The 21,761-nt window shown below is 69.9% G+C and carries 17 protein-coding genes and 1 pseudogene; 14 read left to right on the top strand and 4 right to left on the bottom strand.

Translation table 11 applies throughout. The features are described from left to right. The first annotated feature begins 220 nt into the window (after window positions 1-220). From metH to CCZ36_RS05065, 3 genes are all read left to right on the top strand, one after another. Window positions 221-3,733, top strand: coding sequence for a methionine synthase (metH, locus tag CCZ36_RS05075; RefSeq protein ID WP_128817104.1), 3,513 nt, complete (start codon window positions 221-223; stop codon window positions 3,731-3,733). A 143-nt stretch (window positions 3,734-3,876) separates the two neighbouring features. Further along, window positions 3,877-4,587 carry an HAD family hydrolase gene (locus tag CCZ36_RS05070; protein WP_069738783.1) on the top strand — a complete coding sequence of 237 codons (711 nt, stop codon included), beginning with the start codon at window positions 3,877-3,879 and terminating at the stop codon, window positions 4,585-4,587. Window positions 4,588-4,891: 304 nt separating this feature from the next. Continuing rightward, entirely contained in the window at window positions 4,892-6,490 is a 1,599-nt protein-coding gene (locus CCZ36_RS05065) for an ABC transporter substrate-binding protein (protein ID WP_128817103.1), read from the top strand. Window positions 6,491-6,625: 135 nt separating this feature from the next. Here CCZ36_RS05065 and CCZ36_RS05060 read toward each other — a convergent pair whose 3' ends face one another. Beyond that, entirely contained in the window at window positions 6,626-7,297 is a 672-nt protein-coding gene (locus tag CCZ36_RS05060) for a response regulator (protein ID WP_006123389.1), read from the bottom strand. 9 nt (window positions 7,298-7,306) lie between these two features. Next, complete coding sequence (locus tag CCZ36_RS05055; RefSeq protein ID WP_069738785.1) at window positions 7,307-8,152, bottom strand: RecB family exonuclease; 846 nt, start codon at window positions 8,150-8,152, stop codon at window positions 7,307-7,309. Window positions 8,153-8,329: 177 nt separating this feature from the next. Between CCZ36_RS05055 and CCZ36_RS05050 the strand changes: the two genes are divergently transcribed. The 3 genes from CCZ36_RS05050 (at window position 8,330) to CCZ36_RS05040 (ending at window position 11,311) form a co-directional block, all read left to right on the top strand. After that, the gene (locus tag CCZ36_RS05050; RefSeq protein ID WP_069738786.1) at window positions 8,330-9,580 is read left to right on the top strand and encodes a site-2 protease family protein; all 1,251 of its coding nucleotides are present in this window, start codon (window positions 8,330-8,332) and stop codon (window positions 9,578-9,580) included. Between the two features lie 31 nt (window positions 9,581-9,611). Further along, complete coding sequence (locus CCZ36_RS05045) at window positions 9,612-10,529, top strand: tRNA (adenine-N1)-methyltransferase (protein ID WP_069738787.1); 918 nt, start codon at window positions 9,612-9,614, stop codon at window positions 10,527-10,529. Window positions 10,530-10,729: 200 nt separating this feature from the next. Continuing rightward, window positions 10,730-11,311, top strand: coding sequence for a hypothetical protein (locus tag CCZ36_RS05040; protein WP_069738788.1), 582 nt, complete (start codon window positions 10,730-10,732; stop codon window positions 11,309-11,311). Between the two features lie 40 nt (window positions 11,312-11,351). Here CCZ36_RS05040 and CCZ36_RS05035 read toward each other — a convergent pair whose 3' ends face one another. Further along, window positions 11,352-11,663, bottom strand: coding sequence for a ferredoxin (locus CCZ36_RS05035; protein ID WP_069743886.1), 312 nt, complete (start codon window positions 11,661-11,663; stop codon window positions 11,352-11,354). A 240-nt stretch (window positions 11,664-11,903) separates the two neighbouring features. Here CCZ36_RS05035 and arc point away from each other — a divergent pair, with 240 nt between their 5' ends. The 6 genes and pseudogenes from arc (at window position 11,904) to prcA (ending at window position 17,737) form a co-directional block, all read left to right on the top strand. Continuing rightward, entirely contained in the window at window positions 11,904-13,670 is a 1,767-nt protein-coding gene (gene arc, locus CCZ36_RS05025; RefSeq protein WP_006123382.1) for a proteasome ATPase, read from the top strand. A gap of 237 nt (window positions 13,671-13,907) precedes the next feature. Further along, window positions 13,908-15,419 (top strand): depupylase/deamidase Dop, encoded by a 1,512-nt coding sequence (dop, locus tag CCZ36_RS05020; protein WP_030712229.1) that lies wholly within the window; start codon window positions 13,908-13,910, stop codon window positions 15,417-15,419. 129 nt (window positions 15,420-15,548) lie between these two features. Beyond that, window positions 15,549-15,767 (top strand): ubiquitin-like protein Pup, encoded by a 219-nt coding sequence (locus CCZ36_RS05015; protein ID WP_010057120.1) that lies wholly within the window; start codon window positions 15,549-15,551, stop codon window positions 15,765-15,767. Between the two features lie 105 nt (window positions 15,768-15,872). Continuing rightward, window positions 15,873-16,062 (top strand): annotated as a pseudogene (locus CCZ36_RS05010) (endonuclease domain-containing protein); the annotation flags it as partial. Next, window positions 16,014-16,859 (top strand): proteasome subunit beta, encoded by an 846-nt coding sequence (gene prcB, locus CCZ36_RS05005; RefSeq protein WP_069738790.1) that lies wholly within the window; start codon window positions 16,014-16,016, stop codon window positions 16,857-16,859. The pseudogene CCZ36_RS05010 and the gene prcB, both read left to right, overlap by 49 nt. A 59-nt stretch (window positions 16,860-16,918) precedes the next feature. After that, window positions 16,919-17,737: a proteasome subunit alpha gene (prcA, locus tag CCZ36_RS05000; RefSeq protein WP_069738791.1), complete on the top strand. Its 819-nt coding sequence runs from the start codon at window positions 16,919-16,921 to the stop codon at window positions 17,735-17,737. A gap of 46 nt (window positions 17,738-17,783) precedes the next feature. Here prcA and CCZ36_RS04995 read toward each other — a convergent pair whose 3' ends face one another. Next, complete coding sequence (locus CCZ36_RS04995; RefSeq protein ID WP_069738792.1) at window positions 17,784-18,818, bottom strand: LacI family DNA-binding transcriptional regulator; 1,035 nt, start codon at window positions 18,816-18,818, stop codon at window positions 17,784-17,786. Between the two features lie 135 nt (window positions 18,819-18,953). Between CCZ36_RS04995 and CCZ36_RS04990 the strand changes: the two genes are divergently transcribed. Together CCZ36_RS04990 and pafA are read left to right on the top strand one after the other, a co-directional pair. Next, window positions 18,954-20,234 carry an MFS transporter gene (locus tag CCZ36_RS04990; protein WP_069743889.1) on the top strand — a complete coding sequence of 427 codons (1,281 nt, stop codon included), beginning with the start codon at window positions 18,954-18,956 and terminating at the stop codon, window positions 20,232-20,234. Window positions 20,235-20,243: 9 nt separating this feature from the next. Further along, window positions 20,244-21,605, top strand: coding sequence for a Pup--protein ligase (gene pafA, locus CCZ36_RS04985; protein ID WP_006123373.1), 1,362 nt, complete (start codon window positions 20,244-20,246; stop codon window positions 21,603-21,605). The last annotated feature ends 156 nt before the right edge of the window (window positions 21,606-21,761 follow it).

Here is a 21,761-nt window from a genome sequence, read left to right as displayed (position 1 = left end):
TGCTGAACACTATCGGTCGATGCCGACCTGCGCCGGACTCCGGGGGAAAGTCTCCGCCACCCGGCCGCACGTGCCGCACCCGGCACAGCATGCAGGCCGTACGCGTTCCGTCCCGTGGACGCCCCTACGGACCCGGGCGTCCTCGGGCTAGGCTGGCGAGGTGCGCCTTCCCCGAGAAGGACGCAAAGCCGACAGCCGTCGCATCCCTGGGAGATCATCCATGGCCTCGTTGCCGACATCCGCCGCCGACAGCCGGAACCGCGCAGAAGCACTCCGAGAGGCACTCGCCACCCGCGTGGTGGTGGCCGACGGGGCGATGGGCACCATGCTCCAGGCACAGGACCCCACGCTGGAGGACTTCGAGAATCTCGAAGGCTGCAACGAGATCCTCAACATCACCCGGCCCGACATCGTGCGCTCCGTCCACGAGGAGTACTTCGCGGTCGGCGTCGACTGCGTCGAGACCAACACGTTCGGCGCGAACCACTCCGCCGCCAACGAGTACGAGATCGCCGACCGGATCTTCGAGCTCTCCGAGTCGGGTGCGCGCATCGCCCGCGAGGTCGCTGATGAGTTCGGCGCCAAGGACGGCCGCCAGCGCTGGGTCCTCGGCTCGATCGGCCCCGGCACCAAGCTGCCCTCGCTCGGCCACATCACGTACGACATCCTGCGCGACGGCTATCAGCAGAACGCCGAGGGCCTCCTCGCGGGCGGCTCCGACGCGCTGATCGTCGAGACCACCCAGGACCTGCTCCAGACCAAGGCCAGCATCATCGGCGCCCGCCGGGCCATGGACGCCCTCGGCCTCCAGGTGCCGCTGATCTGCTCCCTCGCCTTCGAGACGACCGGCGTGATGCTGCTGGGCTCCGAGATCGGCGCGGCCCTGAGCGCCCTGGAGCCGCTCGGTATCGATCTGATCGGGCTGAACTGCTCGACCGGCCCGGACGAGATGAGCGAGCACCTGCGCTATCTCGCCCGCCATTCCCGTACGCCCCTGATGTGCATGCCCAACGCCGGCCTGCCCGTCCTGACGAAGGACGGCGCGCACTTCCCGCTCGGCCCCGAGGGGCTGGCCGACTCCCAGGAGCACTTCGTCCGGGACTACGGCCTCTCCCTCATCGGCGGCTGCTGCGGTACGACCCCGGCGCACCTGAAGGCCGTCGTCGACCGCGCCCGCGAGCTCACGCCCACCGAGCGCGACCCGCGCCCCGAGCCCGGCGCCGCCTCTCTCTACCAGCACGTCCCCTTCCGCCAGGACACCGCCTACCTGGCCATCGGGGAGCGCACCAACGCCAACGGCTCCAAGAAGTTCCGCGAGGCCATGCTGGAGGCCCGCTGGGACGACTGCGTGGAGATGGCACGCGACCAGATCCGCGAGGGCGCGCACATGCTCGACCTCTGCGTCGACTACGTGGGCCGCGACGGCGTCGCCGACATGACCGAACTGGCCGGCCGCTTCGCGACCGCCTCCACCCTGCCGATCGTGCTGGACTCCACCGAGCTGGACGTCCTGCGCGCCGGTCTGGAGAAGCTGGGCGGCCGGGCCGTGCTGAACTCGGTGAACTACGAGGACGGCGACGGCCCCGAGTCCCGGTTCGCGAAGGTCAGCGCGCTGGCCGCCGAGCACGGGGCCGCCCTGATCGCCCTGACGATCGACGAGGAGGGCCAGGCCCGCACGGTCGAGCACAAGGTCGCCATCGCCGAGCGGCTGATCGAGGACCTCACCTCCAACTGGGGTATCCGCGAGTCCGACATCCTCATCGACACCCTGACCTTCACCATCTGCACCGGCCAGGAGGAGTCCCGCGGCGACGGCATCGCCACCATCGGGGCCATCCGCGAGCTGAAGAAGCGCCACCCGGACGTCCAGACCACGCTGGGCCTCTCCAACATCTCCTTCGGCCTCAACCCGGCGGCCCGGGTCGTGCTGAACTCCGTCTTCCTCGACGAGTGCGTCAAGGCGGGCCTGGACTCCGCGATCGTGCACGCCTCGAAGATCCTGCCGATCGCCCGGCTGGAGGAGGAGCAGGTCAAGGTCGCCCTCGACCTGATCTACGACCGTCGCGCCGAGGGCTACGACCCCCTCCAGAGGCTCATGGAGCTGTTCGAGGGCGTCAACATGAAGTCGATGAAGGCGGGCAAGGCCGAGGAGCTGATGGCCCTCCCGCTCGACGAACGGCTCCAGCGCCGCATCATCGACGGTGAGAAGAACGGCCTGGAGGCCGACCTCGACGAGGCCCTCCAGGACACCCCGGCCCTCGACATCGTCAACAACACCCTGCTGGAAGGGATGAAGGTCGTCGGCGAGCTGTTCGGCTCCGGGCAGATGCAGCTGCCGTTCGTCCTCCAGTCCGCCGAGGTCATGAAGAGCGCGGTGGCCCACCTGGAGCCGCACATGGAGAAGAGTGACGACGAGGGCAAGGGCACCATCGTGCTGGCCACCGTCCGCGGCGACGTCCACGACATCGGCAAGAACCTCGTCGACATCATCCTGTCCAACAACGGCTACAACGTCGTCAACCTCGGCATCAAGCAGCCCGTCTCCGCGATCCTGGAAGCCGCCGAGGAGCACCGCGCCGACGTCATCGGCATGTCCGGTCTCCTGGTCAAGTCGACCGTGATCATGAAGGAGAACCTCCAGGAGCTCAACCAGCGCAAGATGGCCGCCGACTTCCCGGTCATCCTCGGCGGCGCAGCCCTGACCCGCGCCTACGTCGAGCAGGACCTCCACGAGATCTACGAGGGCGAGGTCCGCTACGCCCGCGACGCCTTCGAGGGCCTGCGCCTCATGGACGCGCTCATCGGCGTCAAGCGCGGCGTGCCGGGCGCGGCCCTGCCCGAGCTGAAGCAGCGCCGGGTCCCCAAGAAGGATGTGGCCGTGCTGGAGGTCGAGGAGCCCGAGGGCTCGGTGCGATCCGACGTCTCCACCACCAACCCCGTCCCCGAGCCGCCCTTCCGCGGCACCCGGGTCATCAAGGGCATCCCGCTCAAGGAGTACGCCTCCTGGCTCGACGAGGGCGCCCTGTTCAAGGGCCAGTGGGGCCTCAAGCAGGCCAGGACCGGAGACGGACCGACCTACGAGGAGCTGGTGGAGACCGAGGGCCGCCCCCACCTGCGCGGCTGGCTCGACCACCTCCAGTCCAACAACCTCCTGGAAGCCGCCGTCGTCTACGGCTACTTCCCCTGCGTCTCCAAGGGCGAGGACCTGATCCTCCTCCACGAGGACGGCTCGGAGCGCACCCGCTTCACCTTCCCGCGCCAGCGCCGCGGCCGCCGCCTCTGCCTGGCCGACTTCTTCCGCCCCGAGGAGTCCGGCGAGAGGGACGTCATCGGCCTCCAGATCGTCACCGTCGGCTCCCGGATCGGCGAGGCCACCGCCGAACTGTTCGCCGCCAACTCCTACCGCGACTACCTGGAGCTGCACGGCCTCTCCGTCCAGCTCGCCGAAGCCCTCGCCGAGTACTGGCACGCCCGGGTCCGCAGCGAGCTCGGCTTCGCCGGAGAGGACCCGGACGACGTCGAGGACATGTTCGCGCTGAAGTACCGGGGCGCGCGGTTCTCCCTCGGATACGGAGCGTGCCCGGACCTGGAGGACCGGGCGAAGATCGCCGAGCTCCTCCAGCCGGAGCGGATCGGCGTGCACCTCTCCGAGGAGTTCCAGCTCCACCCCGAACAGTCCACCGACGCCATCGTCATCCACCACCCCGAGGCGAAGTACTTCAACGCCCGGTAGGACGAACTTCGTCCCGCGGTCACGCGCCTGCCGCGCACCGCGGGGCGACACGTCGTACACTGGTCGGTCCAGCGCAGGCCGGTCGCCCTCCCACTTCTGGGAATGGCGGCCGGCCTTCTCGTCCCTTACGGAAGGTGTGCCGGATGACCAGTACGGTCCCCGCGTCCTTGACCCGCACGGCCGAAGAGGCCGCCCTGCAGGCGGTCCTTCTCGACATGGACGGAACCCTGGTCGATACCGAGGGCTTCTGGTGGGACGTCGAGAAGGAGGTCTTCGCGGGCCTCGGACACCGCCTGGACGAGGCCTGGCGCGACGTGGTCGTGGGCGGCCCGATGTCCCGCAGCGCCGGCTACCTCATCGACGTCACCGGGGCCGACATCCGGCTGGACGAGCTGACCGTGCTGCTCAACGACGGATTCGAGAACCGCATCAGCCGGGGTGTGCCGCTGATGCCGGGTGCCGAGCGGCTGCTCGCCGAGCTGGCCGTGTACGAGGTGCCCACCGCGCTCGTCTCGGCCTCCCACCGCCGGATCATCGACCGGGTGCTGGAGTCCGTGGGCCGTCACCACTTCGCGCTCACGGTCGCGGGGGACGAGGTCGCCCGCACCAAGCCGCACCCCGAGCCCTACCTCACCGCCGCCGCGGGCTTCGGCGCCGACCCCTGGCGCTGCGCGGTCATCGAGGACACCGCGACCGGCGTGGCCGCCGCCGAGGCCGCCGGCTGCCGGGTCGTCGCGGTGCCGTCCGTCGCCCCCATCACCCCGGCCGCAGGACGCGTGGTCGTCGGCTCCCTGGAAGAGGTCGACCTCGCCTTCCTGCGCGGGCTCATCACCGGTTCCAGCGGCACCGGCTGACCGGTCCGCCCCCGAGCTTGTGAAGGAGTCGTGGATTTCCTGCTCGCCTTCGTGTGTGTTCCGACAACGTTCCGTGCATGTGGATCAGCCGCAAGGTGTTTCTGTGAAGAGGTCGGACGGGTGACCTTGCTCACTCAGGAGGCTTAGGTGGCCCGCCGAAACGAGCATGCTGTCCGTAATGGTGATCGTATGTCCTGCTCGTTGGTGGCCGGGGGAGCGTGAACCGTTCGTCGGGCGGTCGGACGGTCCACCCACGGCTACTAACTTGGATTCCTCACCTGCCGGGATGAGGGAGAACGTCCAGATGAACCGCAAGACCCTGGTGCTGCCGGCCGTCGTCGGCCTGCTCGCCCCCGTGCTCGCCGCCTGCGGCAGCACGGACAGCGGCGCCGGTGGCAAGGGGGCCATCGTCGTCGGCACCACGGACCAGCTCGTGGCCTCCAAGGAGAACCCCGCGCCGCTCGACCCGGCCATCGGCTACGAAGCGGGCGTCTGGAACGTCCTGCGGCAGACCGTGCAGACCCTGACCACGGTGCCGGGCGGCGGCGGCGAGCCGGTGCCCGAGGCCGCCCGCAGCTGCACCTTCACCGACACCGCGAACGAGAGCTACCGCTGCACCCTGCGGGCGGGCCTCACCTTCGCCGACGGGACGCCCATCACCGCCGAGGACGTGAAGCACTCCATCCAGCGCGTCATCGACATCGACTCGGACAGCGGGCCGGTCGGCCTGCTCGCCAACATCGACATGATCGAGACGAAGGGCGAGGACCAGGTGATCTTCCACCTGAACACGCCCGACGCGACCTTCCCGTACAAGCTCGCCACCCCCGCCGCCGGCATCGTCCCGAAGGCGCAGTACCCGGCGAAGCAGGCCCGCACCGGCTTCCAGGTCGACGGCTCCGGCCCGTACACCATGAAGCCGGAGGTCGAGGACGGCCGCGTCGTCAAGATCGCCTTCAAGAAGAACCCCTCGTACAAGGGCGAGTTGAAGGTCCTCAACGACAAGGTCGAGATGGACCTCTTCCCCGACGCCGACGCCATGGGCAAGGCGCTCGAGGAGAAGAAGATCCACCTGATGACCCGGGCGATGTCGCCCGAGCAGGCCCACGACATGCTTGTGGCGCCGAAGGAGGGCATCGACCTCACCGAGCTGCCCGGACTGGCCATCAGCTACCTCGGGTTCAACACCAAGAACCCCGTGGTCGACAAGCCCGTCCGGCAGGCCATGGCGCAGCTCGTCGACCGGGGCCAGATCGCGGGCAAGGTGTACGGCACCACCGCCGAACCGCTCTACTCGCTGATCCCCTCCAGCATCGCCGGGCACACCAACGCCTTCTTCAACAAGTACGGCGAGCCCAGCACGGCCAAGGCCGCGGCCATCCTGCGCGAGGCTGGGATCAAGACGCCGGTGAAGTTCACCCTGCACTACACCAACGACCACTACGGCCCGGCCACCGCCGCCGAGTTCAAGGCGATCCAGCAGCAGCTGAACAAGTCGGGCCTCTTCGACGTCTCCGTCCAGGGCACGGAGTGGTCGAAGTACCGCCCCGAGCAGAAGCGCGGCGACTACGCGGCTTACGGCATGGGCTGGTTCCCCGACTTCCCGGACCCGGACAACTACACCGCGCCTTTCCTGGACGCCAACAACTTCCTCAACTCCCCCTACCGGTCGCCCGAGGCGGAGAAGGTCCTCATCCCGCAGTCCCGCCGAGAGGCCGACCGCAGTGCCGCGGCCGCCACCTACGAGAAGCTCCAGGACATCGTCGCCGACGATGTGCCGGTGCTCCCCATCTGGCAGGGCAAGCAGTACGTGGCCTCCCGCGACGGGATCGCCGGGGTGGAGCGCTCCGTCAGCGCCACCTCCGAACTCCAGCTCTGGGAGCTCAACCGGCAGAACGCCTGAGCCCCGACCGCCCAACGCCGTCCGGCCCGCCTCTTCCCTGCGACGGGAAGAGGCGGGCCGGACGGCGTTGTGTGCGGACGACGCCTCTCGCGCGGGCCTCGCTTGCGCGGGCCTTCTTGTGAGAGCGCAGTGCCGCTACTGCGCGCCGGGGCGCACCAGCCCGCTCTCGTACGCGTACACCGCGGCCTGCACCCGGTCGCGCAGACCGAGCTTCGTGAGCACATGGCCCACATGCGTCTTGACCGTCGTCTCGCTGACGAACAGCTCCGCCGCGATCTCCGCGTTGGACAGCCCCCGCGCCACCAGCTTCAGCACCTCGACCTCGCGGTCCGTCAGCGTGTGCAGGGCGTCCGGCACCGGCTCCTCGCCGGACGGCAGATGGTCCGCGTACTTGTCCAGCAGCCGGCGCGTGATGCTCGGCGCGAGCATCGCCTCGCCCGCCGCCACCACCCGGATCGCCTGCACCAGCTCGGCCGCCGGAGCGTCCTTCAGCAGGAAGCCGCTCGCCCCCGCACGCAGCGCCTCCACCACGTACTCGTCGAGATCGAACGTCGTCAGCACCAGCACCTTCGCCGGGCCGTCCTTCCCGGGGCCGGTGATCTGACGGGTCGCCTCCACCCCGTCCATCCGCGGCATCCGGATGTCCATCAGCACCACATCGGGCTGGAGCGCCCGCACCTGATCGATGGCCTGCAGACCGTCACCGGCCTCGCCGACCACCGCCAGATCGCCTTCCGCCTCCAGGATCATCCGGAAACCGGTGCGCAGCAGAGGCTGGTCGTCGACCAGAAGGACGCGGATCGCCACAGGAACTCCTTAAGGGCCCTCAAGGGCCACGGCTCGGCCGGCCTCGGCCCGGACCGGTCCCATTCTGCCCTGGCCATCCTCACCCGGATCCGTCGGGCGGACCGACAGCGGATAGACCGGGGGAGTCCCGCCGAATTCCGGACACACCGCCTGGTGGTCGCACCAGCCGCACAGCTTCGTCGGCCGGGGCCGCCAGTCGCCGGTCTCCGTCGCCAGCCGGATCGCGTCCCACAGCGCCAGCAGCTTGCGCTCCACCCGCTCCAGGTCCGCCACCACCGGGTCGTACGTCATGACGTCCCCGCTGCCCAGATAGACCAGCTGGAGGCGGCGCGGCACCACGCCCTTCAGCCGCCAGATCACCAGCGCGTAGAACGTCATCTGGAACAGCGGCCCGTCGGAATACTCCGGCCGCGGCGCCTTGCCCGTCTTGTAGTCGACGATCCGGACCTCGCCGCTCGGCGCGATGTCCACCCGGTCGATCACCCCACGCAGCCGCAGCCCCGACTCCAGCTCCGTCTCCACGAACATCTCGCGCTCGGCCGGCTCCAGCCGCGTCGGGTCCTCCAGCGAGAACCACCGGTCCACCAGCCGCTCCGCCTCGCCCAGCCACCGCGTCAGCCGCTCACCCTCGGTGTCCCCGGCGAACAGATCGCTCAGCTCCGGCTTCGACTCCAGCAACCGGTCCCACTGACCGGGGATCAGCGCCCGCGCCCGCGGCGCCGTACGGTCGGCCGCCGGGACGTCGAAGAGGCGCTCCAGCACCGCATGGACCAGCGTGCCGCGGGTAGCCGCCTCGCTGGGCTTCTCCGGCAGCTTGTCGATGACCCGGAAGCGGTACAGCAAGGGGCACTGCATGAAATCGCTCGCCCGCGACGGCGACAGGGACGAAGGTGGCTGAGGCGGCCGGGGCACGGAGGTCATGTCTCAAGACCCTACGGCCCGCCACTGACATCGAGCGGCATACCATCGACGGCAGACCCTCGCACACTGCATGATCGTGGCACAGACCACTCACCGAACCGAAGGGACCCCGTGGACGACAGCGGCGACAGCGGGCGGCCGCAGCCCGGCGCGGGGGGAACGGCCCCCGGCACCGACCCGGACGACGGCAAGCCCCCACGCCCCGCGGAGCCGGGCGGCGGCCTGCTCATGGGCCGCCCCTTCGGCGTGCCCGTCTACGTGGCCCCCAGCTGGTTCGTCGTCGCCGCGCTGATCACCTGGGTCTTCGGCGGTCAGCTCGACCGCGTGCTGCCCGAGCTGGGCGGCGCCCGCTACCTCGTCGCCCTGTTCTTCGCCATCGCCTTCTACGCCTCCGTGCTCGTCCACGAACTGGCCCACACGGTCGCCGCCCTGCGCTACAAGCTCCCGGTCCGCCGCATCCAGCTCCAGTTCTTCGGCGGTGTCTCGGAGATCGAGAAGGAGACGGAGACCCCCGGCCGGGAGTTCGTCCTCGCCTTCGTCGGACCGCTCCTCTCCCTCGTCCTCGGCGGCGTCTTCTACGGCGCGATGCAGCTCGTCGAGCCCGGTACCGTCCCCGGCGTCCTGCTCGCGGGCCTGATGATCTCCAACCTCATCGTGGCCGCCTTCAACCTGCTGCCCGGGCTGCCCCTGGACGGCGGCCGGATGCTCCGCGCCGTCGTCTGGAAGATCACCGGCAAGCCCATGAGCGGCACCATCGCCGCCGCCTGGGTCGGCCGGGGCCTCGCCGTCACCGTCCTCGTCGGACTGCCGCTGCTCACCCACACCGGAGCCCTCGGCGGCACCGCCCAGGACATCGGCGGCGTCGAGACCGTGATGGACGCGCTGCTCGCCGCGATCCTCGCCGGCATCATCTGGACCGGCGCCGGGAACAGCCTGCGCATGGCCCGCCTTCGCGAGCACCTGCCCGACCTGAGGGCCCGCACCCTGACCCGCCGCGCCGTCCCCGTCGAGTCCGCCACCCCGCTCTCCGAAGCGCTGCGCCGGGCCAACGAGGCCGGCGCCCGCGCCCTGGTCGTCGTCGACGGACAGGGCAACCCGAAGGGCGTCGTGCGTGAGGCCGCCATCGCCGGCGTCCCGGAGCACCGCCGCCCCTGGGTCGCCGTCAGCGGCCTCGCCCAGGACCTCACCGAGGGCATGAAGGTCCCCGCCGAACTGGCCGGCGAAGCCCTCCTGGACCGACTCAAGGCCACCCCCGCCACCGAGTACCTGGTCGTCGAGGAGACCGGCGAGATCTACGGCGTCCTCTCCACCGCCGACGTCGAGCGCGCCTTCGTCAAGGCCATGGCCCGCCCCGAGGCCTAAAGGCCCCCCGGAACACCGGTAGGCTGGTCACATGTCTGAACCGACCGGTGCCGCCCGCCGACGTGGGCCCTTCAAGGTCGGGGACCAGGTACAGCTCACCGACCCCAAGGGACGCCACTACACCTTCACGCTCGAAGCCGGAAAGAGCTTCCACACCCACAAGGGTTCTTTCCAGCACGACGAGCTGATCGGTGCTCCCGAGGGCAGTGTTGTCCGCACCACGGGAAACGTCGCCTACCTCGCGCTGCGCCCCCTGCTCCCCGACTACGTCCTGTCCATGCCCCGCGGCGCCGCCGTGGTCTACCCCAAGGACGCGGGCCAGATCCTGGCCTTCGCCGACATCTTCCCCGGCGCTCGCGTCGTGGAGGCCGGGGTCGGATCCGGATCGCTCTCCACCTTCCTGCTGCGCGCCATCGGTGAGCAGGGCATGCTGCACTCGTACGAGCGCCGCGAGGACTTCGCCGAGATCGCCCAGCAGAACGTCGAGCGCTACTTCGGCTCGCCGCACCCCGCCTGGCAGCTGACCGTCGGAGACCTCCAGGACAACCTCTCCGACACCGACGTCGACCGCGTCGTGCTGGACATGCTCGCCCCCTGGGAGTGCCTGGAGGCCGTCTCCAAGGCCCTGGTACCCGGCGGCATCCTCTGCGCCTACGTCGCCACCACCACCCAGCTCTCGCGCACCGTCGAGTCCATCCGCGAGATCGGCTGCTTCGCCGAACCGCAGCCCTGGGAGTCGATGATCCGCAACTGGCACGTCGAGGGCCTCGCCGTCCGCCCCGACCACCGGATGATCGGCCACACCGGCTTCCTGGTCACCGCCCGCCGCCTCGCGGACGGCGTCGAGCCGCCGCTGCGCCGTCGCCGCCCCTCCAAGGGCGCCTACGGCGACGACTACGAAGGACCGGGCAGCCAGAGCCGCGGAGGCTCCGCCGCCGACCGCGGCTGACCCGCACAACGGCACCGGCGCCGCCGCGCAGTTCCCCGTCCGACCGGAGAACGGCGCGGCGGCGCCTTTTCGTCGACACCCTCATTCGTCGAGACCCCGCCGTTCCGCCCGGGTGTGAGGTGTGGCACGATGCCGGGCAACCCCTCGGGGTGTTCCCACCCCTCCACCGGGCTCCCAGGAACCATCAGGAGACATACCGCGTGCAGACCTCCGCGCTCCCGGACCTCGCCCACACCGCCGCCAAGCCGATGCACTGGCTCGCCACGGCCGCGGCGATGGCGGGCGTCGTCGCGCTGGCCGGGCTGCTCCAGCCCCGTACGGCCACGGCGACCGCCACGGCCTCCGAGCAGCGGACCACCACCCGGCACGGCGCCCCCGCGCCCGCCCCGGACCCGGCCGGCGTGGACTTCCCGCTCCAGTGCGGCGGCGCCGGGACGACCGTCGCGAAGCAGGCCCCCGGGGACCTCGACGGCGACGGGCGGCCGGAAACCGTCGCCGTGGTGCACTGCGCCGCCGGATCGGGCACCCCGCCCGGAGGCATCTACGTCCTGACACAGACGAGCGGGGCCGCACCCCGGGTCGTGGCGACCCTGGTGGACCCCGCTGACAAGAAGACCGTCGGGGACTTCGCCGTACGCGACGGCGTCGTCTCGGCGACCCTCCTCGGCTACTCCTCGCTGGAAGTGCCCCGCTGCTGCCCCGACCAGGAGGAACAGGCCTCCTGGCGGTGGAAGGGGCAGGCCTTCGTCCGCAGCTCCGGGGAGCTCGCCCGCAGCGTCTGAGCGTCGCCCGCACGTCCCGGGGGCTCGCACCCCCGGACGGCTACTCCGCGTCCGGCCCGTACACCTCGACGCTGTCCTTGACGCGCCGCACGTGGATGCAGTCGCCGGGGCACTCCTTGGCCGAATCGACGACGTCCTGGAGGAGCGGCAGCGGCACCGGAGTGGTCGCCCCCGGGTCCTGCAACAGCTCGTCGTCGGAGCTCTTCACATACGCCAGGCCGTCGATGTCCAGCTCGAAGACATCGGGGGCGTACTGCACGCAGATACCGTCCCCCGTACAGAGGTCCTGGTCGATCCAGACCTCCAGGTCCTGCGTGTCACTGTCGCCCGGCGAGTCCTGCTGCACGGTCATGTGTCCTGCCGTTCCTGCGTATCCGAACCAATTGGAGCCAGCCCTGAAGGGTGTTGAACAGTTCGACGATACAACCGGCGGCTTTCCGGTGCCGAAGGGTGGGTATTCCCTTGTCGTGAGGGAGAGCGCAAGGGTGAAGATCGGACACGCCCCGCAGTCTTTGTGATCTAGGGGTTTCAATCACCACCCACCCAGGTAGGGTCAGGAAGCGTCCAGCTCCCCATGGAGGAGGTGAGGACCGTGGCAGCCCACGACGACGACATCAACCGCGGCATCCGGCCCGCGCGCGGGTCCGAGGACCCAGCCGGCCAGGTTGCCTATCTCGAGCAGGAAATCGCCGTCCTGCGACGTAAGCTCGCCGACTCTCCGCGTCATACGAGGATTCTCGAAGAGCGGATCGTCGAGTTGCAGACGAATCTGGCAGGCGTGTCCGCCCAGAACGAGCGGCTCGCCAACACGCTCCGTGAGGCGCGTGACCAGATCGTGGCCCTCAAGGAAGAGGTCGACCGGCTCGCGCAGCCGCCGGCCGGCTTCGGCGTCTTCCTGCAGGCCAACGAGGACGGCACCTGCGACATCTTCACCGGGGGCCGCAAGCTCCGGGTGAACGTCAGCCCCAGCGTCGAGCTCGAGGACCTGCGGCGTGGCCAGGAGGTCATGCTCAACGAGGCGCTCAACGTGGTCGAGGCCATGGAGTTCGAGCGCGCCGGGGACATCGTCACCCTCAAGGAGATCCTCGAGGACGGCGAGCGCGCCCTGGTGGTCGGCCACACCGACGAGGAGAGGGTGGTGCGGCTCGCCGAGCCGCTGCTCGACATCACCATCCGCTCCGGCGACGCCCTGCTCCTGGACTCCAGGTCGGGTTACGTCTACGAGGTGGTCCCCAAGAGCGAGGTCGAGGAGCTCGTCCTCGAAGAGGTCCCGGACATCGACTACGACAAGATCGGCGGCCTGGGCGACCAGATCGAGCTGATCCGCGACGCGGTCGAGCTTCCGTATCTGCACCCCGACCTCTTCAAGGAGCACGAGCTGCGTCCGCCGAAGGGCATCCTGCTCTACGGCCCGCCCGGCTGCGGCAAGACGCTCATCGCCAAGGCCGTCGCCAATTCGCTCGCCAAGAAGGTCGCCGAGGTGACCGGGCAGCCCGCGGGGAAGAGCTACTTCCTCAATATCAAGGGCCCCGAGCTGCTCAACAAGTACGTCGGCGAGACCGAGCGGCACATCCGCCTGGTCTTCCAGCGTGCGCGGGAGAAGGCCAGCGAGGGCACCCCCGTCATCGTCTTCTTCGACGAGATGGAATCCCTCTTCCGCACCCGCGGCAGCGGCGTCAGCTCGGACGTGGAGAACACCATCGTCCCGCAGCTGCTCGCCGAGATCGACGGGGTGGAAGGCCTGGAGAACGTCATCGTCATCGGCGCCTCCAACCGCGAGGACATGATCGACCCCGCCATCCTGCGGCCCGGCCGGCTCGATGTGAAGATCAAGATCGAGCGCCCGGACGCCGAGGCGGCGAAGGACATCTTCGCGAAGTACCTGACCCCGTCGCTCCCGCTGCACGCGGACGACCTCTCCGAGCACACCGGCTCGCGCGAGGCCGCTGCCCACGCCATGATCCAGTCGGTCGTGGAGCGGATGTACACGGAATCCGAGGAAAACCGCTTCCTCGAGGTCACCTACGCCAACGGCGACAAGGAAGTCCTGTACTTCAAGGACTTCAACTCCGGCGCGATGATTCAGAACATCGTCGACCGGGCAAAGAAGATGGCCATCAAGGCATTCCTGGAACAGGGCCAGAAGGGGCTGCGGGTCGCTCATCTCCTGCAGGCCTGCGTGGACGAGTTCAAGGAGAACGAGGACCTGCCGAACACCACCAACCCGGACGACTGGGCCAGGATTTCCGGTAAGAAGGGTGAGCGGATCGTCTTCATCCGCACACTCGTCACCGGAAAGCAGGGCGCGGACACCGGACGCTCCATCGATACGGTGGCCAATACCGGCCAGTACCTGTAATACCCGGACCGGCTGCGGAAGCCCCCAGGGGCCTCCGCAGCCGGTTTCATTCCCACGTTCCGGCCATGCCGGAGCCAAAGTCGTAATGGAGCTCCCCACCGGCGCAGAGGCGCTCTAGGCTCTGCGGTACCGCCGAGTCGCGCAGTGCGGTGACGGGCACCGCGCAGACGCACCGGACACAGCAGCGGTACGTGAGCGTCGCTCCGGGAGGGGCCGACGCCGGGCAAGGAGGGCCGCATGACCGTACGGCGAGTAATGGGCATCGAGACGGAGTACGGGATCTCCGTCCCCGGTCACCCCAACGCCAATGCCATGCTCACCTCGTCCCAGATCGTCAACGCCTACGCGGCGGCGATGCACCGGGCGCGACGCGCCCGCTGGGACTTCGAGGAGGAGAACCCGCTGCGTGACGCGCGAGGCTTCGATCTCGCCCGTGAGACCGCCGACTCCAGCCAGCTCACCGACGAGGACATCGGCCTGGCCAATGTCATCCTCACCAACGGCGCGCGGCTCTACGTCGACCACGCGCACCCCGAATACAGCTCCCCGGAGATCACCAATCCGCGCGACGCGGTGCTCTGGGACAAGGCCGGCGAACGGATCATGGCGGAGGCCGCCGAGCGGGCGGCCGCCATCCCCGGCGCCCAGCCGATCCACCTCTACAAGAACAACACCGACAACAAGGGCGCCTCCTACGGCACGCACGAGAACTACCTCATGCAGCGGGAGACGCCGTTCTCGGACATCGTGCGCCATCTGACGCCGTTCTTCGTCTCGCGCCAGGTCGTCACGGGCGCGGGCCGGGTCGGTATCGGGCAGGACGGCCACGAGCACGGCTTCCAGATCAGCCAGCGCGCCGACTACTTCGAGGTCGAGGTCGGCCTGGAGACCACGCTCAAACGCCCCATCATCAACACCCGGGACGAACCCCACTCCGACGCCGAGAAGTACCGCCGGCTCCATGTGATCATCGGCGACGCCAACCTCTCGGAGATCTCCACCTATCTCAAGCTCGGCACCACGTCCCTGGTGCTGTCGATGATCGAGGACGCGTTCATCAACGTCGACCTGGCCGTCGACCAGCCCGTGCGCACCCTGCACCAGGTCTCCCACGACCCGGACCTGCGGCAGCTGATCACGCTCCGCAGCGGCCGGACACTCACCGCGGTCCAGCTCCAGATGGAGTACTTCGAGCTGGCCCGCAAATACGTCGACGAGCGGTACGGCGCAGACGCCGACGAGCAGACCAAGGACATCCTGACCCGCTGGGAGGACACCCTCAACCGGCTGGAGACCGATCCGATGAGTCTGTCGGGCGAGCTGGACTGGATCGCCAAGCGGGAGCTCATGGAGGGCTACCGCCGCCGCGACGCGCTGGACTGGGACGCCCCCCGGCTGCACCTGGTGGACCTCCAGTACGCGGACGTCCGGCCCGACAAGGGCCTCTACAACCGCCTGGTGGCGCGCGGGAAGATGAAGCGCCTCCTGAACGAGGACCAGGTCACCCGGGCCCGTACGGCGCCCCCGGAGGACACCAGGGCCTACTTCCGCGGCCGCTGCCTGGAGCAGTACGCCGACGACGTGGCGGCGGCCTCCTGGGACTCGGTGATCTTCGATCTGCCGGACCGCGACTCCCTCCAGCGCGTGCCCACCCTGGAGCCGCTGCGCGGGACCAAGGAGCACGTGAAGGACCTCCTCGACCGCTGCCGTACGGCGGAGGAGCTGGTCCGGACGCTGTCGGGCGGCTGAAAGGCCTCCGGGCTGGGAATCAATCACCTGAGGCACGGGCTTGCCTCAACTACCGGGCCAAATGTCGGACCCGGTGGGTAGGGTCTGATCAAGAGCTTCGATTGCTTCGAACCGAGCGGGGTGAGCTACATGGCGACCAAGGACACCGGCGGCGGACAGCAGAAGGCGACACGTTCCACCGAGGAGGTCGAGGAGCAGGCGCAGGACGCGCAGGCGTCCGAGGACCTTGCGGAGCGACAGGAGAAGCTGAGCGACGACGTCGACTCGGTGCTGGACGAGATCGACGACGTGCTCGAAGAGAACGCCGAGGACTTCGTGAGGTCGTTCGTCCAGAAGGGCGGAGAGTAGTTCACGGGTGTGAACGCTCGGTAGGAAGCGGGGTGACGGCGCACGCCGTCACCCCGCCCGCCGACCGGGGCCCGGACGACGGGCCGCCGGATCGGGACGGATATCCCCGCCGAACATGTGGATCACTCCCGCGAGGCGGGTAGGGTCCGTGGCACAAGCTGCTTCAACGGCAATTCGGCCATCGGCAAGTTGGGGGATGATCCTGACTCTCTTGCGCTGGGCCATCGCATACCTGGAGGGAAACGCGTGGAAGCCAACACTCGTAGCACCGGGCGTCTACCAGCTGCCTTCCTGACGCCGGGTTCGTCCTCGTTCATGGACTTCCTGTCCGACCAGTCGCCCGAGATGCTGCCGGGCAACCGCAGCCTCCCGCCGCTCCAGGGGGCGATCGAGGCGCCGCACGGGACGACCATCGTCGCCGCGTCCTTCCCCGGTGGCGTGGTCCTGGCCGGCGACCGGCGCGCCACCATGGGCAACATGATCGCGCAGCGCGACATCGAGAAGGTCTTCCCGGCCGACGAGTACTCCGCGGTGGGCATCGCGGGCACCGCCGGACTGGCCGTGGAGATGGTCAAGCTGTTCCAGCTGGAGCTGGAGCACTTCGAGAAGGTCGAGGGCGCCCAGCTCTCCCTGGAGGGCAAGGCCAACCGGCTCTCCACCATGATCCGCTCCAACCTCGCCATGGCCATGCAGGGCCTCGCCGTGGTTCCCCTCTTCGCGGGCTACGACATCGACCGCGACAAGGGCCGCATCTTCTCCTACGACGTCACCGGCGGCCGTTCCGAGGAGACCGGCTACGCCGCCACCGGCTCCGGGTCGATCTTCGCCCGCGGCTCGATGAAGAAGCTCTACCGCGAGGACCTGACGCAGGAGCAGGCCCTCACCCTGGTCGTGCAGGCGCTGTACGACGCGGCGGACGACGACTCGGCGACCGGAGGCCCGGACGTGGCCCGCCGCATCTATCCCATCGTCACCGTCATCACCGACGAAGGCTTCCGGAGGCTGACCGACCAGGAGTCCTCCGAGATCGCGCGCTCCGTCCTGGAGCGCCGACTCGAGCAGCCCGACGGCCCGCGCGCCGCGCTGCTCTGATCCGGACTCCCAGCCTTTTTCCGATGCACTCGTCACTGACAGGAAGGGACGGATAGCCGGTGTCGACGCCGTTCTATGTCTCACCCCAGCAGGCCATGGCCGACCGGGCGGAATACGCCCGCAAGGGCATCGCCCGTGGTCGCAGCCTCGTTGTGCTGCAGTACGCCGACGGCATTGTGTTCGTCGGCGAGAACCCGTCCCGCGCGCTCCACAAGTTCAGCGAGATCTACGACCGGATCGGCTTCGCCGCCGCCGGCAAGTACAACGAGTACGAGAACCTCCGCATCGGCGGCGTGCGCTACGCCGATCTGCGCGGATACACCTACGACCGGGACGATGTGACGGCCCGTGGGCTGGCCAACGTCTACGCCCAGACGCTCGGCACCATCTTCTCCAGTGCGGCCGAGAAGCCGTACGAGGTGGAGCTGGTGGTCGCCGAGGTCGGCACCGAACCCGAGGGCGACCAGATCTACCGGCTGCCGCACGACGGTTCGATCGTGGACGAGCACGGCTCGGTCGCGGTCGGCGGCAACGCCGAACAGATCAGCGGCTTCCTCGACCAGCGGCACCGCGACGGGATGACGCTGGCCGAGGCGCTCAAGCTGGCTGTCCAGGCCCTCTCGCGGGAGCCGGGCGGCGGCGAGCGGGAGATCCCCGCGGAGCGCCTGGAGGTCGCGGTCCTGGACCGCACCCGCCCCCAGCAGCGCAAGTTCAAGCGGATCGTCGGCCGTCAGCTGGCCCGGCTGCTGGAGACGGAGGCCGCCGCCAGCACGCCCACGGACGCCCCGTCCGACGCCGAGGACGACGGCCCCACCGGTACGGAGAACGGCAGCGCGTCCGGCTCCGAGCCCGGCTCCACGGAGGAGAGCGGCACGTAGCCGAGCGACGCCCGCCATGCCCCCGGGCCCTGGCCCGGGGGCACCGTCATGCCCGGGCGGCGGGCGGCGGCGCCGTGGAGCCGCGGACGACGAGCTCGACCGGTAGGCCGTCCTGCTCGGCGGGGCGGCCGTCCAGCACGGCGAGCAGCGCCTCCATGCCCCGTTCCCCGACCTGCTCCGCCGGCAGCCGCACGGTGGTCAGCTCCGGCTCCAGCGCGGTGGCCAGCGCCAGGTCGTCGAAGCCGGACACCGACAGCTCGTCCGGCACCCGCAGCCCGAGCCTGCGCGCCGCCTTGCAGGCCCCGGCGGCCAGGATGTCGTCGTCGCAGATGATCGCGGTGGGCCGCTCCCCGGTGACCGCCAGAGCCCGCTCGGCCGCCTCGCGCCCCGCTCCGACGTCCAGCGGTGCCCGTACCGTACGCACCGTCGCGCCGCCCGCCGCTCCCAGCGCCTCGTGCAGCGCCTCGGCGCGCACCGCGAACGTCCAGGTGTCCACGGCGGACGCCAGATGCAGGAACCGGCGGTGGCCGAGCCCCAGCAGATGGCCCGTCACCTGCCGCATCCCGTCCGCGATGTCGAGGTTCACATGGGCGGCGGGCCCGGTGTCCGAGGGGTCGCTGTCCAGCATCACCAGCGGCAGATCCGCCCCGTGCAGCGCGTCCAGCGCGTCGGCGGCCATCGAGGACGCGATCACCCCGTCGAGCGCCGCCCGGGCCGAGGCGAAGGGGTCCCGCGCCGGGCCCGTACCGTCCGGCGAGGGGTAGAGCACCACGCCGAAATCGTGCTCGGCGGCGAGCGCCGCGGCTCCCGCGTACACCCGGGCGAAGAACTCGTTGGTGAGCGCCGGGACCACCAGCAGCGCCGTCCTGGTGCGGCCGAGCCGCAGGCTGCGGGCCGCCAGATTGGGCCGGTAGCCGAGCTCCGCCGCCGCGTCCCGGACCCGCTGGGCGGTGACCTCCGACACCCGGCCGGGCCACTTCCCGCCGAGCACCAGGGAGACCGTCGCCTGGGAGACGCCCGCCGCACGGGCCACGTCACGACTGGTGGGCCGGGCGGGTACGGGCTGCTGCGGGCTGGTCACTCGTGCCTCCGTGCGGAACGTCTCCCTGGCGTCGCGGGGTGGACCCGCGAACTGCGCACATGGTACGTATGAAGCTCGACGTTATACGTAACACTTCGGCGGGCGCACGGCCGGCCGGGGCGGAGAGGGGCGGGAATGGCCGCGGGATATCTGGACATCCTCCGGGCGCGGCACGCCGCCCGGCTGCTGACGGGCACCCTGGTGGGGCGGCTGCCCAACGGCACCGCGCACATCGCGATCGTGCTGTTCACCCGCGCGGAGGGCGGCAGCTACACCCTGGCCGGCGCGCTCGCCGCCGCGTACGGCCTGGCCACCGCAGTCGGGCAGCCGTTGCTCGGCCGCGCGGTCGACCTGTACGGGCAGCCGCGCGTCCAGCTCCCGGCCGCCGTGCTCTCCGCGCTCGGGATGACCCTGCTGGCCCTCACCGGCCTCGGCTCGCTCCCGCTGGCCTACCTCGCCGTCATCGTCGCCGGAGTCGCCACACCGCCCCTGGAGGGCGGTCTGCGGGCCCTGTGGCCGAGCGTCCTCAAGGGCGAGGGCCAGGTGCACCGGGCCTACGCCATGGACGCCGTGGCGCAGGAGATCATGTTCACCGTCGGACCGCTCCTGGTGACGCTGCTCGTCTCGCTCTGGTCCCCGGCCGCCGCCCTGCTCGTCATCAACGCCATCGGCGTCCTCGGCGCCCTCTCGGTCATCCTGTCCGAGCCCTCGCGCACCTGGCGCTCCGCGCCCCGCGAGGCGCACTGGCTCGGCGCCCTGCGCTCGCCCGGACTCCTCGCGCTCCTCGGCGCGTTCTTCTTCGTGGGGCTCGCCCTCGGCTCCATCACCGTGGCCGGGGTCGCGTACGCCGACGACCACGGGCGGGAGGCGGTGTACGGCTGGCTGATGGCCGCCCTCGGCCTCGGTGCGCTGATCGGCGGTCTGGCCTACGGGGCGCGGCAGTGGGCCGGCGCCCCCGAGAAGCGGCTGCGGGTCATCGTGGGGCTGCTGGCACTGGGTTATCTGCCGCTGACGCTCACCCCCTCGGTGCCGCTCATGACCGTCTTCGCCGCCCTCGCCGGGGTCTTCCTCGCCCCGGCCATCGCCTGCTCCTTCATCGTGGTCGACCGGCACGCCCCGCGCGGCACGGTGACCGAGGCGTTCTCCTGGCTCGTCACCACGTTCGGCGTAGGCGCGGCGGTCGGCACGGCCGTCGCCGGACCGGCCGTCGAACTCGGCTCGACCGCCTGGAGCTTCGCCGTCGCGGGGGCCGGGGGAGTGGCCGCCCTGGTCGTCCTGCTGGCCACCGGGAAGGTCCTGGGGGGTGTCCCGGCGCCCGGGACCGCTCCCGTCCGTACGGCCGCCGTCGTGACGGGATCGGAAAATGATCGAAACGGTGCCGTCGAACCCGGTTTCAGCTCGGGTCATAAGGCGTAATGTTCAGTCATGGACCGCCGCATTTTCGGGCTGGAGAACGAGTACGGCGTCACGTGCACGTTCAGGGGACAGCGCCGACTGTCACCTGACGAAGTGGCGCGCTACCTCTTCCGCCGTGTCGTGTCATGGGGCCGCAGCAGCAACGTCTTTCTGCGGAACGGCGCCCGCCTCTACCTCGACGTGGGATCGCATCCGGAATACGCAACCCCGGAATGCGACAACGTGACCGAACTGGTCACCCACGACAAGGCCGGCGAGCGCATTCTCGAAGGCCTGCTCGTCGACGCCGAACGCCGCCTGCACGAGGAGGGAATCGCGGGCGACGTCTATCTCTTCAAGAACAACACCGACTCGGCGGGAAACTCCTACGGATGCCACGAGAACTACCTCGTGGCCCGGCACGGAGAATTCTCCCGGCTCGCGGACATCCTCATTCCCTTCCTCGTCACCAGGCAGCTGATCTGCGGCGCCGGCAAGGTGCTCCAGACTCCGCGGGGCGCGGTCTACTGCGTCAGCCAGCGTGCCGAGCACATCTGGGAGGGTGTCAGCTCCGCGACGACCCGCTCCCGGCCGATCATCAACACCCGTGACGAACCCCACGCCGACGCCGAGCGGTACCGCCGCCTCCACGTCATCGTCGGTGACTCGAACATGTCCGAGACGACCATGCTGCTCAAGGTCGGCGCCACCGACCTGGTGCTCCGCATGATCGAGGCGGGCACCGTGATGCGCGACCTGACCCTGGAGAACCCGATCCGGGCGATCCGCGAGGTCAGCCACGACCTCACCGGCCAGCGCAAGGTGCGTCTCGCCAGCGGCCGGGAGGCCTCGGCCATCGAGGTCCAGCGCGAGTACTACGAGAAGGCCGTGGACTTCGTCGAGCGCCGGGGTATCCGCACCGGCACCGTCGACCAGGTCCTGGAGCTGTGGGGCCGCGCCCTGGACGCGATCGAGGCCCAGGACCTCGACCGGATCGACACCGAGATCGACTGGGTCATGAAGTACAAGCTCATCGAGCGGTACCGGGCCAAGCACAACATGACCATGTCGAACCCCCGGGTCGCCCAGATAGACCTCGCCTACCACGACATCCACCGCCGTCGCGGTCTCTTCTACCTCCTGGAGAAGAAGGGGCAGACGGCCCGCATCTGCAACGACCTGAAGATCTTCGAGGGCAAGACGGTGCCCCCGCAGACCACCCGGGCGCGGCTGCGCGGCGACTTCATCCGCCGGGCCCAGGAGCAGCGCAGGGACTTCACCGTCGACTGGGTCCACCTCAAGCTGAACGACCAGGCGCAGCGCACGGTGCTGTGCAAGGACCCGTTCCGGTCCGTGGACGAACGGGTGGAGAAGCTCATCGCCGGCATGTGACGGGCCGCCCGCGCGGAGGCACCCGGGGAAGCGGAACCCGCGGGACTCTCGGGACTCGCGGGAAAAGGGCACAGTGTACGCCGGGGCCGGCCGCCCCGGCGTACAGCCGTGTCGGTACCCGTGATGCCGCTGGGGCGAAGTCGTAGAGTGGCGGGA

Origin of the sequence: Streptomyces sp. S063, assembly GCF_002832675.1 — a bacterium.
GTDB classification, from domain to species: domain Bacteria; phylum Actinomycetota; class Actinomycetes; order Streptomycetales; family Streptomycetaceae; genus Streptomyces; species Streptomyces sindenensis.
This window is presented reverse-complemented; position numbering and strand designations above follow the sequence as displayed.

Bases quoted from the DNA above. Each gene is read 5' to 3' on its own strand.
- metH (WP_128817104.1), top strand. From the start codon at position 221: ATGGCCTCGTTGCCGACATCCGCCGCCGACAGCCGGAACCGCGCAGAA.
- CCZ36_RS05070 (WP_069738783.1), top strand. From the start codon at position 3,877: ATGACCAGTACGGTCCCCGCGTCCTTGACCCGCACGGCCGAAGAGGCC.
- CCZ36_RS05065 (WP_128817103.1), top strand. From the start codon at position 4,892: ATGAACCGCAAGACCCTGGTGCTGCCGGCCGTCGTCGGCCTGCTCGCC.
- CCZ36_RS05055 (WP_069738785.1), bottom strand. From the start codon at position 8,152: ATGCAGTGCCCCTTGCTGTACCGCTTCCGGGTCATCGACAAGCTGCCG.
- CCZ36_RS05045 (WP_069738787.1), top strand. From the start codon at position 9,612: ATGTCTGAACCGACCGGTGCCGCCCGCCGACGTGGGCCCTTCAAGGTC.
- CCZ36_RS05035 (WP_069743886.1), bottom strand. From the start codon at position 11,663: ATGACCGTGCAGCAGGACTCGCCGGGCGACAGTGACACGCAGGACCTG.
- dop (WP_030712229.1), top strand. From the start codon at position 13,908: ATGACCGTACGGCGAGTAATGGGCATCGAGACGGAGTACGGGATCTCC.
- CCZ36_RS05015 (WP_010057120.1), top strand. From the start codon at position 15,549: ATGGCGACCAAGGACACCGGCGGCGGACAGCAGAAGGCGACACGTTCC.
- CCZ36_RS04990 (WP_069743889.1), top strand. From the start codon at position 18,954: ATGGCCGCGGGATATCTGGACATCCTCCGGGCGCGGCACGCCGCCCGG.
- pafA (WP_006123373.1), top strand. From the start codon at position 20,244: ATGGACCGCCGCATTTTCGGGCTGGAGAACGAGTACGGCGTCACGTGC.